Below are 12,183 nucleotides of genomic sequence, written 5' to 3' on the forward strand. Positions count from 1 at the left end.
AGCGGTGGCGGCAGGGTCCGATGCTGCACCGGCCGAACCCGCGGCGGCTGCGCCGGCTCCCACCAAGCCGGAGCCCCCCGCGCCGCAGCCGGCCGCCGCGCAGGCAGCGACCGTCCCGCAGGCGCCCGCGCAGGCGCAGCGCCGCGGCTGGCGGCGGTTGCTGGTCCCGATCCTGCTCCCGTGCACGGTCACGGTCGGGGCGGGGACGGTGCTGCTGATCGACCCGGGCACCTACCGCTCCGACGCCGACACACCGGGCCCGCGCGCCGTGTCCTCGGCACCGGACACCCGGCCCGGCGGCAGCGCCCCGGCCGGCTCGCCCGGGTCGTCGGTGGCGCCGGTCGCCGCCTCCGGCAGCCCCTCGGCCGCGGCGTCGGCCGCCGGTTCCGCCACTCCCGGTCCCAGCGCTGCGGCTGCCGCCTCGGCGAGTGCACCGGGCGGCGCGGCCGTGGTGCCGCCCGGCCAGACCCCACCGACTGCGCGCGGCGATGCGGGCAACCCGCCCGCGAACCCGGCCCCGGGCCAGGGCGCTGCCCCGGCCGGAGGCGGGAGCGCGGGTGGCAGCGCAGGCGGGTCCCACCCGGGTACGGGTGGCTCGGGCGGCGGCGGGGGCACGGTGAACGGGTCCGGCGGCGGCAGCGGGGGCGGGAGCGGTGGCTCCGGTAGCGGTCCGACGAGTGGCGGTGGGTCCGCCGCCAACGGCGGCGGCAGCGGCACCGGTCCTTCCCAGCCCACCCAGGCGCCACCGCCACCCCCCGCCGGCCCGCCCGGGGGCTGCGGCGGCGCGGGGTGGGGCGCCATCGTCAACCTCGGCGACGGCCAGAAAGTCGGCCTGGCCGACGGCAACCCCGCGGGCAGCGGTGCGGTGGTGATGGGCGGCGACACCTCCTACGGCTGGGTGCGCAGCACCAGCCAGTGGACCTCCTTCAACGCGTGCAACATGAACGACGCGGCGGTCGGCTCCCCGTACTACGGCGGCACGGGCACCCAACTGATCGCCAACAACATGGGCGTCAGCTACTGGACGGTGGTCTCGGCGCCGTCGGGCGTGTACATCAAGGACTACCTGGGCCAGAGCTGCCTGACCGACAACGGCTCCGGCAAGCAACTCACCCTGAACACCTGCACCCCGGGCAACACCTCCCAGGAGTGGCAGATCCCCTAGCGAAAGGAGAAGGGGAGGGGCGGCCGCTGCCCACCGGGCACCCGCTCGCCGTCGAGCAGCGGGCCGGGATCACGCGGGAACGGGTGCGGGAGATCGCCCAGGCCCTGTGCCGGCAGGGCTGAGATGCCCGGCGACGGGCGGCGGGTCAGCCGTGGGTTCGATGACGAAGTAGCCTCTGTCCGGCCGCGGATCGGCCATTGACCGGCCATCCGTGGCCGGTCCGTCGGATGACTGGTCCAGACCCTTGGTGGCCCCTGTGGGCTCTGGCAGACTGGCTTCGTTGACTGACGTCCAGTCATACCGGGCCTGACGGGGGAGACGGGGCATGTGGGGTCGGGGGACCGTCCTGGGCGGGCGGTACACGCTGTCCGTGCGGCTCGGCGGCGGGGCGATGGGTGAGGTCTGGCGCGCCGAGGACGGGGTGCTGGAGCGTCCGGTGGCGGTGAAGATCCTGCTGCCGGCGCTGCTCGACGACGTGGCGTTCATGGACCGGTTCCGCGGGGAGGCCCGGACGCTGGCGGCGCTCGACCATCCCGGCATCGTCGACGTGCACGACTACGGCGAGGGCGCCGACGACGGCGGGACCCCGATCGCGTACATCGTGATGGAGTTGATCTCCGGACGGCCGCTGGACGAGCTGCTGGCCGAGGGCGGGGCGCTGCCCGCCGGGCAGGCGCTGGACCTCGCGGCCCAGGCGCTGGACGCGCTGCACGCCGCGCACCAGCGGGGCGTGGTGCACCGGGACGTCAAACCGGCCAACCTGATGGTGGGCGACGACGGCCGGGTGGTGGTCACCGACTTCGGGATCGCCCGGGCGATGGCGGGCAAGAAGGTCACCTCCTCGCACGTGGTGCTGGGCACGGCCCTCTACGTGGCGCCCGAGCGGGCCGAGGGCAGTGCGGCCGGGCCCCGCGCCGACCTCTACTCGATGGGGGTCGTCTGCTACGAGATGCTGACCGGCGAACCGCCGTTCACGGGCGAGACCGCGCTGGAGATCGTGCTGAAGCACGTCCGGGCGGCGGTTCCCGAGCTGCCCGGCGAGCGGTTCGCCGAGCCGGTGCGGCAACTGGTCGCGCGGGCGCTGGCGAAGCAGCCCGCGGAGCGGTTCGCGGATGCGGGCGAGATGGCGGCCGCGGTGCGCCGTGCGGCGGCGGACCTGCCGGCCGCGCCGGCCGCGCTGGCCGGCACCGAGCCGACGCTGCCGCTGGCCGAGCGGTTCGGGAGACTCGGGCAGTCCGCGGCGTTCAAGGCGGAGGCGGTCCGGGCCGAGGCGATCATGGCAGCCGAGGCGGCAGGACCGACCACTCCGCCCGCCCGCGCCGCCACCGCCGACCTGCACCCGTCGGCCGGCAGCATCGGCGACACCGGCCGCGCCCCGTCCCCCGCAGGCATGGCGGCGGCCGAGCTGCCCGAGGCGGTGGCCACCGTTCGGCAGCAGCGCCGGCCGCAGGGGTGGCGGCGGCTGCTGGTCCCGGTGCTGGTCCCGTGCTGCGTGACGATCGGGGTCGGGACGGTGCTGCTGGTCGACCCGGCGCCCTACCGCTCCGACGCCGGCCCGACCGCGCCGCGGGCGGTGGTGTCGACCACCGCCGGCGCGCCGGGCGGGGCCGGCTCGCCGACCGCCGCACCACCCGGTGCGTCGCCGACCGCCGTGCCCTCGACCTCGCCCTCGGGTGCACCGTCGCCCACCGGCAGCCCCTCGCCCGCGGCCCCGACGCCCGGCGCGCCGGCCGTGCAGGGCGGTGGCGGCACGCCGCAGGGCCAGCAGGCCGACCCGGCGGTGGTGCCGGGCGGTGGGAGCGCCGGTGGCACCGGTGGGCGCGGCAACGGGTCGGGCGGCGGTTCCACCGGTGGCGGCACGGCCGGTGGCACCTCGGGCGGCTCCACCGGCGGTGGCACCGGAGGCGCCGGCAGCCACAACGGCTCCTCGGGCGGCGGCACCTCCGGCGGCAGCACCGGCGGCACCGGCGGCACCAACCCCGGCCCCGGCCCCGGCCCCACCACACCCCCGCCCCCACCGCCGCCGCGGCCGACCCCGGCACCCACCCCCGCACCCCCGACCCCGGCGCCCCCGCCGGGCCCGCCGCAGGGTTGTGGTGGCACCGACTGGGGCTACATCGTGAACGTGGGCGACGGGCAGCGGCTCGGCCTGGCGTCGGACAGCCTGACCAGCGGCACCAAGGTGGTCACGGGCGGCGCCACGGCCGACGGGTGGGTGCGGGTGGCCGGACCCTTCGACCAGTTCCACGCCTGCAACCTGGCCTCTCCCGCCCTCGCGGAGGTCTTCAGCTTCTCGCTCGGCGGCAGCTACGCCACGGAGCTGGGCCAGATGTTCCCGGACTCGGTGAACTGGCACGTGGCCCCGGCGGACGGCGGCGCGTCCTACATCCAGGTCCAGAACCCCAACGGTCAGGGCTGCCTCACCGACCACGGCACCGGCAACCCGGTCACCGTCGAGTCCTGCACGCCCGGCAACGCCAGTCAGGAGTGGCACGTCCCCGGAGGCTCCTCCGCCTTCCCGTTTTGAAACTAGTTGCACAGCACCCCGACTCACCCCTACCGTTGGGTAACAACCCCCGTGCGAGGAGAGTCCGGATGACCGCCTACCCCCACCTGCTGAGCCCGCTCGACCTGGGCTTCACCACCCTGCCCAACCGGGTGCTGATGGGCTCGATGCACGTGGGGCTGGAGGAGATGCCCGGTGGCATCGAGCGGATGGCCGAGTTCTACGCCACCCGGGCCCGCGGCGGGGTCGGCCTGATCGTCACCGGCGGCATCGCGCCCAACGAGGCCGGCCGGCCCTGGGGCGGCGGCGCCAAGCTCACCACCGCCGAGGAGGCGGCCGAGCACCGGGTGGTCACCGAGGCGGTGCACACCGCCGGCGGGAAGATCGCCCTGCAGCTGCTGCACTTCGGCCGCTACGCCTACCACGAGGACCTGGTCGCGCCGAGCGCCATCCAGGCGCCGATCAGCCCGTTCGTGCCGCACGAGCTCACCGCGGAGCAGATCGAGCAGACCATCGAGGACTTCGCCGCGGCCGCCGAGCTGGCCAAGCAGGCCGGCTACGACGGCGTCGAGATCATGGGCTCCGAGGGCTACCTGATCAACGAGTTCATCGCCGCGCCGACCAACCAGCGCACCGACGAGTGGGGCGGCAGCTACGCCAACCGGATGCGCTTCCCGGTGGAGATCGTCCGCCGGGTGCGCGAGCGGGTCGGCAGCGACTTCATCCTGATCTACCGGCTCTCCATGCTGGACCTGGTCCCCGGCGGCTCCACCCTGGCCGAGGTGATCGAGCTGGCCCAGGCCGTCGAGGCGGCCGGCGCCACCATCATCAACACCGGCATCGGCTGGCACGAGGCCCGGATCCCCACCATCGCCACCTCGGTGCCGCGCGGCGCCTTCGCCTGGGTCACCAAGAAGGTGATGGGCTCGGTCGGGATCCCGCTGGTCACCACCAACCGGATCAACACCCCCGAGCTGGCCGAGCAGTTGCTCGCCGACGGCTGCGCCGACCTGGTCTCGATGGCCCGACCGCTGCTGGCCGACCCGGAGTTCGTCAACAAGGCCGCGGCCGGCACCCCGGAGGCCGTCAACACCTGCATCGGCTGCAACCAGGCCTGCCTGGACCACACCTTCCAGATGAAGCTCACCTCCTGCCTGGTCAACCCGCGGGCCTGCCACGAGACCGAGCTGGTGCTCTCGCCGACCCGGCTGCGCAAGCGGATCGGCGTGGTCGGCGCCGGCCCGGCCGGCCTCGCCTTCGCCGTCTCGGCGGCCGAACGCGGCCACGCCGTCACGCTGTTCGACTCCGCCGAGGAGATCGGCGGGCAGCTCAACATCGCCCGCAGGATCCCCGGCAAGGAGGAGTTCAACGAGACGCTGCGCTACTTCCGCCACCAGCTGACCGAGCACCAGGTCGAGCTGCGCCTGGGCACCCTGGCGAGCGCCGAGGGCCTCGCGGCGGAGGGCTTCGACGAGGTGGTGCTGGCCACCGGCGTCACCCCGCGCACCCCGGAGCTGGACGGCGTGGACCACCCGAGCGTGCTCAGCTACCTGGACGTGCTGCGCGACCAGGCCCCGGTCGGCGACCGGGTGGCGATCATCGGCGCCGGCGGGATCGGCTTCGACGTCGCCGAGTACCTCACCGACCCGGGCACCGCCGCCAGCCAGGACCCGGCCGCCTTCTTCGCCCAGTGGGGCGTGGACACCGAGCACACCACGCCGGGCGGCCTGCGCCCGGCGGTGCGCCCGGAGGTCAAGCGCTCGGTGCACCTGCTGCAGCGCAAGGCCAGCAAGGTGGGCGGCGGCCTCGGCAAGACCACCGGGTGGATCCACCGCACCGAGCTCAAGCACCGCGGCGTCACCATGGTGCCCGGCGTCGAGTACCGGCGGATCGACGACGCCGGCCTGCACGTCACGGTCGGCGGCGAGGAGCAGCTGCTCCCGGTCGACACCGTGGTGCTCTGCGCCGGCCAGGACCCGCGCCGCGAGCTGGTCGAGGCGCTGCGCGAGCGCGGCATCGAGCCGCACCTGATCGGCGGTGCCGACGTGGCCGCCGAGTTGGACGCCAAGCGCGCCATCGACCAGGGCACCCGCCTGGCCGCCGCGCTCTGACGCCCCGCGGGGCCCACCGCCCCACCCAGCGCTGCGCAGCCGGTGCGGCCGGCCGGGAATTGCCCCGGCCGGTCGCACCCGAGACCCTAGGATGCTGCGCAGCACCGTCCGCCGCCCAGGAGACCGGTTCCCGCCATGTCGCTGCCGCACGCCATCCTCACCGCCCTGCTGGAGAAGCCCTCCTCCGGGCTGGAGTTGACGCGGCGGTTCGACAAGTCGATCGGCTTCTTCTGGTCCGCCACCCATCAGCAGATCTACCGCGAGCTGGGCAAGCTGGAGCAGTCCGGGCTGATCGAGGCGATCCCGCAGCCGCCCAGCCGGGGCCAGCGCAAGGAGTACAAGGTGCTGCCGGCCGGCCGGACGGCGCTGCTCGACTGGGTGGGCCAGGAGCAGGACCCCAAGGGCGTGCGGGAGCCGCTGTTGCTGCGGCTGCGGGCCGCCGCGGTGGTCGGCGCGCCCGGGCTGCAGGGCGAGCTGCAGCGCCATCTGGCGCTGCACGAGCAGCAGTTGACGGAGTACCTGGAGATCGAGCAGAAGGACTTCCCGGCCGAGCGGGCCGCCGAGGAGAACCGGCTGCAGCACCTGGTGCTGCGGGCCGGCATCGGCCTGGAGACCTTCTGGATCCAGTGGCTCACCGAGGCGTTGACCGGGCTGCCGGACCCCGCCCGGTCCTGACCTCCGGCGGGCCGACCCGGCAACCCCCGACACCCGGGTGGTTGTCAGGTTGGCCTGCCACAATGGCGCAGCCAGGCCGCGACCATCGCACGAGGTGATTGATGAGCCCCACCGCACCGCGCACCGCCGGGTCCAGCAGGACGGCCGCCCGTCGGCCGACCCTGGAGGAGGTGGCCGCGCTGGCCGGCGTCGGCCGGGGCACCGTCTCCCGGGTGATCAACGGCTCGCCCCGGGTCAGCGAGCGCACCCGGGCCGCGGTCGAGCAGGCGGTGGCCGAACTCGGCTACGTCCCCAACCGGGCGGCCCGCACCCTGGTCACCTCGCGCACCGACGCGATAGCCCTGGTGGTGCCGGAGGCCGAGACCAGGCTCTTCTCGGAGCCCTACTTCGCCGACATCATCAGCGGGGTCTGCGCCGAACTGGCCGGCACCGAGATGCAGTTGCTGCTCGTCCTGGTCCGCGACCAGCGCGAGCGGGACCGGCTGTCGAGCTACCTGCGGGCCCAGCGGGTGGACGGGGTGCTGCTGGTCGCCGTGCACCGCGACGACCCGCTGCCCGGCGCGCTGGAGGAGTTGCGGATCCCCGCCGTGCTGGCCGGCCGCCGCGGCGAGCAGGAGACGCTCAGCTACGTCGCCGCCGACAACGAGGGCGGCGCCCGGTCCGCGGTGCAGCACCTGCTGGCGCTCGGCCGGCAGCGGATCGCCACCATCACCGGGGCCTGCACCATGGAGGTCGCCGAAGCGCGGCTGGCCGGCTACCGCGCGGCGCTGGCCGAGGCGGGCCACCCGTTCCGCCCGGAGCTGGTCGGCCCCGCCGACTTCACCGAGGCGGGCGGCCGGGCGGCGATGCGCGAGCTGCTGGACCGGGTGCCGGACCTGGACGCCGTCTTCTGCGCCTCCGACGTGCTGGCGGCCGGCGCCCTCCAGGTGCTGCGCGCGGCCGGCCGCCGGGTCCCCGAGGACGTCGCCCTGGTCGGCTTCGACGACTCGATCGTGGCCCGCCACACCGAGCCGCCGCTGACCAGCGTCCGCCAGCCGATCGCCGAGCTGGGCCGCCGGATGGTCCGACTGCTGCTGGAGGAGATCGCCGACCCGGGCCGCGGCCGGCGCCAGCTGGTGCTGGACACCGAACTGGTGGTGCGCGGCTCGGCCTGAGGCGCGGTGGTCGTGCTGCGGCCGCCTACTGGTCCACGCTGTCGTCGTCGCCGGTGTCCAGCTGGCCGTTCAGGTCCGGGATGGTGGCCCGGACGGCGGGGGAGACCACGCCCAGCGCGTCGGTCGGGTTGACCGTGGCACCGGACGGCGCGGCCACCTCGACGTACAGGGCGTGCAGGGTGAGGGTGAACTTGCTGCCGCCGTGGCCGTCCGACTCCAGGTACCACTGGACGCCGTCGACGTTCGGCCCGGTGGACTCCTTGTTGGCGAGCTTGTTCAGCGACTTCGGCCGCGGCACCCCGCAGCGCAGCACGGTGCGCGGGGAGGTCCGGTAGACCGCCACGTCCGGGGAGGGGTCGGTGCGCGGGTGCCCGAGCAGGTCGGTGGGCAGCGCCTTCATCAGCGCGGCGCAGGAGGCCGCGGCCGTCGCGTCGGGGTGCGGGGCGGTGGTCGGCGGCTGGTAGGGGCCCGCGGTCAGCAGCACCGCGCCGGTGCAGGCGAGCAGCGCCACGGGCGCCGCCAGCCAGCGGACCGGCGCGGGCAGGGCCTGCAGGGCGCGCATCGGGCGCTGGAATCGGGACACCCGGGGATGGTAACCGGCGCTTACGGACGACCGCCCGCCCGCCCCGGCCGCTCACCCCTGCCGGAGGCCGCTCAGCCGTGGCGGAGGCCGCTCACCCCTGGCGGATCGCCGAGACGTCGAACTCCAGCACCACCTTGTCGCCGACCAGCACGCCGCCGCCCTCCAGCGCGGCGTTCCAGGTGATCCCGAAGTCCTTGCGGTTGATCGTGGTGCGGCCCTCGAAGCCCACCCGCAGGTTGCCGCCCGGGTCGGTGGCGCTGCCCTGGTACGCCAGCTCCAGGCTGATCGGGCGGGTCACGTCCTTGATGGTGAGGGTGCCGTCCACCCGGTAGTCGTCGTCGCCGAGCGCGGTGCTGCCGGTGGAGGTGAAGACGATGTCGGGGAAGTTGGGCGCGTCCAGGAAGTCGTTGGTGCGCAGGTGCCCGTCGCGCTGCTCGTTGCCGGTGGTGATGCTCGCGGCCTTGATGGTGACGGTCGCGGTGGAGTTGGCCGGGTCGCCGCCGTCCAGGTGGGCGCGGCCCTCCCACTCGGCGAAGTGCCCGCGGACCTTGGTGACCATGGCGTGTCGGGCCACGAAGCCGATTCTGGTGTGCGCCGGGTCGAAGACGTAGTCGCCGGTCAGCTCGGTGAGCGGGGTGTTGCTCATGCGTCCTCCAGGTCCGTCGGGCCGCCGGGGCGGGGTGCGCGCCGCACGCGCTGCTCACGGTAGGCGGGGAGCGGGCCGCGGAGGAGGAGCCGCGCGCGGATCGGGGCCGCGCATCGCACGGACGTATCAGGCGGCGTCCGGCGGCTCGGCGGGCTCCGGCTCGCCCGGGTGCGGGTCGAGCGGGTCCGGGGCCGGGATCGGTGGCCGCGGGTCGGGCGGGCCGGGGATCGGCGGCAGCGGCTCCGGCGGCACGGGGGTGTGCGGGGGAGCGGCGTCGGGGTCGGCCGGGAAGGGGATGCTCATGATCCTCACCTCCACCCTTCCCCTTCCCGGCGGGCGCGGGGCCAACCGCCCCCCCCGGGGGACCACCGGGTCCGGCTCAGCTCAGCCGGAACGAGGAGTCGTCGATCAGGAACGCGGTCTGCGCGCTCCCGGTCTCGTGCGAGGTGAACTTCACGATCACCGTGGAACCGAACTCGGCCGCCACGTACGGCGTCAGGTCGATCGAGACCGGCACGTAGCCGCTGGTCGCGTCCAGGTTGGACCAGGTCTTCAGGACGGCGATCTGCTTGCCCGAGTACTGGTCGTCCAGCTCCAGGCTCAGCGTGTCCTGCGCCTGCGCGGCGGTGTTGGTGGAGTCCACGTGCAGCCAGAAGGAGAGGTTCGCCCGGGTGTAGCCCGGGGTGGTCTCCACGCCCTGGGACAGCGAGTCGTCGGTGGCGGCGCTGTGCCCGAGCCAGGCGTACCCCTGGCCGGAGTGCGGCTGGTGCGCGGTGGACTGGGTGATGATGCCGGGCGAGGACTGGGTCCACCAGCCGGGGTAGTTGCCCTTGGCGTCGGCGGGCACCTCGAAGCCGGGGTCGACGATCTGCTCGATGCCCAGGCAGCCGTACTCACCGGTGGTGAAGAAGCCGTACCAGAAGTGGGTGCTCGCCTGGTTCCCCTGGTCGTCCCGGACCGTGACGGTGACGTCGTGGTACCCGAGGTCCTTGGTGTGGCCGCGGATCACGCCGGTGTGCGGGTCGATGCTCAGGCCGTGCGGCAGACCGTCGGCCCGGTAGTGCAGCTTGGTCGAGGCGGTGTCGGAGGCGATCACCGGGACGTCGACCCGTTGCCCCGGGGGCGCGGTGCGGTCGCACATGGTGCTCACCACCAGCGGCTGGTTGGCCACCACCGGGTGCGAGCCGGAGCAGGTGTGCTGGTCGTTGGACCAGGTGGTCTGCACCGCGAAGGAGCCGGTGGCCAGTTGCAGGTTGAACAGGCCGCCCGGGGTGCCCTCGGTGATCCAGGCGCACTTGTCGCCGTCCTCCTGGCCCGCCGGGTCGATCCACCCGCCCATCGCGTTCTGGTCGGTGACCGTCTCCGCGTACTCGTGGCCGCCCAGGATCGACCAGCCGTCGAGCCGGCCGCGCGGGCCGGGGTTGATCCAGTTGGTGCCGCAGTACTTGTAGTCGGTCAGGTACGGCATCAGCGTGTAGGCCAGGGTGCCGTAGGAGGAGCGCTCGAAGGTGTGCCAGGCGCACCAGCTGTTCAGCTCGTGCCAGCTGTCCGGGTCGGAGCCCTGGGCGGTGGTCACCACGTACTGGACGTTGCGGTTCTGGCCCTGGGTGGTGTTGCCGAAGTGCTTGGCCGCGGCCGCGGCCTCGGCGGCGATCTGCGGCTCGGTGGCGCGCTGCGGGGCAGGGGCGCTGTTGTCCACCCAGACCCCGGCCAGCGTGCCGCCGGCCTGCGGGTAGCCGACGTGCGGGGCGTTCGCCGGGCAGTTCTGGCTGCCGGTGGTCACGCTCTCGCAGTACTGGGTGAGCACGCCGCTCCAGGCGTCGCCGTTGCTGCCCAGGCCCTTGAAGAAGTCCTGCTGGTAGGGCGCGGCCTGGTCCGGGTCGTTGGAGAGCGTGGTGTCGCCGTTGGCGGCGGTGCCGGCGGTGCCCCACTGGGATCCCCAGTAGATCACGTAGACCTTGGGCGGCCCGGAGGTGACGCCCACCGAGTCCTGGCCGCCGGAGTACTGGAGGTTCGGCTGGCCGTTGTTGACCGGGACGATGGTGTTCCCGGGGGCCGGGTCGGCGTTCGGGTGCACCCCGGCGGTGCCGGTGCCGCCCGCGGCGGGGGCGCCGGGGGCGCTGGCGGCGGCGTGCGGGTGGCCGGGCTGGATCTGCACCCAGCTGCCGTGGGTCTGCACCCAGCCGGCCGAGGCCGGGTGGGGGTCGGCGGCGGGCGTGCCGGCGGCGGCCGAGGCCGTTCCGGCACCGCCCAGCGCTCCGGTGAGAGCCAGCCCGAGGGCGAGCAGTGCGGAGCCGAAGAGCCTCCGCCCGCGTGGCGCGCCCGTGGGTAGTGCGGTCACAAGGGTTCCCTTCTCGGTGTGCGGTGGAGGCGGCGGCCTCCATCGGTCCGGTCGGCGGACGCTGTAACATTGCACATGTCACACGACTCCTGCTCCGGGTCGTTCGCCAAAGGTTCGGTAAAATCCCCCGCCGCGGCCGGAGATGATCACCCGTCAGGGCACTGAGCAGGAAAACCGCTCGCACCCCCGGGAGTGCCGGCGGCAGGATTCCCGCATGGCACACCTGATCGAGACCCCGGAGCCGGCCGACGCGGCCGAACTCGCCGAACTGCTGCTGGCCGGCTGGCTGGAGACCTATCCCCACCAGGGCGCCGGCATCGACGAGCCGTGGATCCGCACCCAGCGCGCCGACCAGAGCGGCGCCGCGGGCGCCGCCCGCTGGCGCGAGTTCACCGCCCGGGCGGCCGCCGAGCCGCAGCGGTGCTTCTGCCGGGTGGTGCGGCAGCGCGGTGCGGCCGGCGGTCGGGGCGCCGCGGTCGGCGTGCTCTGCGGGCTGCGCGCGCCGGTGGAGGGCGGCGGCACCGAGGTCTCGCTCGGCCCGATGTACCTGCGCGCGTCGGTGCAGGGGCGCGGGCTGGGCGGGCGGCTGATGGCCGAGTTCCTGGCCTGGGCCGAGCCGGACCCGATCGCGCTGTGGGTCACCGAGTACAACGAGCCGGCCGTCCGCTTCTACCTCCGGCACGGCTTCCGACCCACCGGTGAACGGGAGTTGTGGCGCGAGCGGCTGCCCAACCTGCGGCTGCGCCGGCCGCCGACCGTCGCCCCGCACTGAACCCGGGGCGGGGTGGCCGGGGCCCGGGGTGAGTGGATCGGGCAGGATGGCGGGCAGGGCGGCTCGGGGTGTGCACCGAGCGGGGCAGCGGAGAAGGGTGGGCCGACGGTGCGCAGGTACGGGCGAGCGGTGGGCGGGGTGCTGGCGGTGCTGGCGTTCGGGATCGTGGTGCACACCGTGCACGGCGGCGGCAGCCCCACCCGCCCGGCCACGGCCGCCGCGAGCCCCGG

Annotated in this window: 9 protein-coding genes and 1 pseudogene; 6 read left to right on the forward strand and 4 right to left on the reverse strand. The window is 74.7% G+C overall.

Annotation, left to right across the window (positions count from 1 at the left end; translation table 11 throughout):
- The 5 genes and pseudogenes from ACQRUO_RS35275 to ACQRUO_RS35295 all read left to right on the forward strand — a co-directional run.
- Nucleotides 1-1,165 (forward strand): annotated as a pseudogene (locus tag ACQRUO_RS35275) (hypothetical protein); the annotation flags it as partial.
- Between the two features lie 325 nt (nt 1,166-1,490).
- Nucleotides 1,491-3,692 (forward strand): protein kinase domain-containing protein, encoded by a 2,202-nt coding sequence (locus tag ACQRUO_RS35280; RefSeq protein WP_428320244.1) that lies wholly within the window; start codon nt 1,491-1,493, stop codon nt 3,690-3,692.
- Nucleotides 3,693-3,760: 68 nt separating this feature from the next.
- Nucleotides 3,761-5,782, forward strand: coding sequence for an FAD-dependent oxidoreductase (locus ACQRUO_RS35285; protein ID WP_428320245.1), 2,022 nt, complete (start codon nt 3,761-3,763; stop codon nt 5,780-5,782).
- Nucleotides 5,783-5,917: 135 nt separating this feature from the next.
- On the forward strand, nt 5,918-6,457 hold the full coding sequence (locus ACQRUO_RS35290) for a PadR family transcriptional regulator (protein WP_428320246.1): 540 nt from the start codon (nt 5,918-5,920) through the stop codon (nt 6,455-6,457).
- Between the two features lie 101 nt (nt 6,458-6,558).
- A complete protein-coding gene (locus ACQRUO_RS35295; protein WP_428320247.1) occupies nt 6,559-7,611 on the forward strand; it encodes a LacI family DNA-binding transcriptional regulator in 1,053 nt (350 codons plus the stop codon).
- A 25-nt stretch (nt 7,612-7,636) separates the two neighbouring features.
- On the opposite strand, the gene ACQRUO_RS35300 is transcribed toward ACQRUO_RS35295, so the two are convergent.
- The 4 genes from ACQRUO_RS35300 to ACQRUO_RS35315 form a co-directional block, all read right to left on the reverse strand.
- Nucleotides 7,637-8,194: a DUF3515 family protein gene (locus ACQRUO_RS35300; RefSeq protein ID WP_428320248.1), complete on the reverse strand. Its 558-nt coding sequence runs from the start codon at nt 8,192-8,194 to the stop codon at nt 7,637-7,639.
- 91 nt (nt 8,195-8,285) lie between these two features.
- Complete coding sequence (locus tag ACQRUO_RS35305; RefSeq protein ID WP_428320249.1) at nt 8,286-8,840, reverse strand: YceI family protein; 555 nt, start codon at nt 8,838-8,840, stop codon at nt 8,286-8,288.
- Nucleotides 8,841-8,966: 126 nt separating this feature from the next.
- A complete protein-coding gene (locus tag ACQRUO_RS35310) occupies nt 8,967-9,143 on the reverse strand; it encodes a hypothetical protein (protein ID WP_428320250.1) in 177 nt (58 codons plus the stop codon).
- Nucleotides 9,144-9,219: 76 nt separating this feature from the next.
- The gene (locus tag ACQRUO_RS35315) at nt 9,220-11,181 is read right to left on the reverse strand and encodes a putative Ig domain-containing protein (RefSeq protein ID WP_428320251.1); all 1,962 of its coding nucleotides are present in this window, start codon (nt 11,179-11,181) and stop codon (nt 9,220-9,222) included.
- Between the two features lie 214 nt (nt 11,182-11,395).
- Here ACQRUO_RS35315 and ACQRUO_RS35320 point away from each other — a divergent pair, with 214 nt between their 5' ends.
- On the forward strand, nt 11,396-11,953 hold the full coding sequence (locus ACQRUO_RS35320; protein WP_428320252.1) for a GNAT family N-acetyltransferase: 558 nt from the start codon (nt 11,396-11,398) through the stop codon (nt 11,951-11,953).
- Nucleotides 11,954-12,183 lie beyond the last annotated feature (230 nt).

This window comes from Kitasatospora sp. LaBMicrA B282, assembly GCF_050325825.1.
Taxonomy (GTDB): Bacteria; Actinomycetota; Actinomycetes; order Streptomycetales; family Streptomycetaceae; genus Kitasatospora.

Coding starts and splice junctions, on each gene's coding strand:
- ACQRUO_RS35280 (WP_428320244.1), top strand. CDS start 1,491: ATGTGGGGTCGGGGGACCGTCCTGGGCGGGCGGTACACGCTGTCCGTG.
- ACQRUO_RS35285 (WP_428320245.1), top strand. CDS start 3,761: ATGACCGCCTACCCCCACCTGCTGAGCCCGCTCGACCTGGGCTTCACC.
- ACQRUO_RS35290 (WP_428320246.1), top strand. CDS start 5,918: ATGTCGCTGCCGCACGCCATCCTCACCGCCCTGCTGGAGAAGCCCTCC.
- ACQRUO_RS35295 (WP_428320247.1), top strand. CDS start 6,559: ATGAGCCCCACCGCACCGCGCACCGCCGGGTCCAGCAGGACGGCCGCC.
- ACQRUO_RS35305 (WP_428320249.1), bottom strand. CDS start 8,840: ATGAGCAACACCCCGCTCACCGAGCTGACCGGCGACTACGTCTTCGAC.
- ACQRUO_RS35310 (WP_428320250.1), bottom strand. CDS start 9,143: ATGAGCATCCCCTTCCCGGCCGACCCCGACGCCGCTCCCCCGCACACC.
- ACQRUO_RS35320 (WP_428320252.1), top strand. CDS start 11,396: ATGGCACACCTGATCGAGACCCCGGAGCCGGCCGACGCGGCCGAACTC.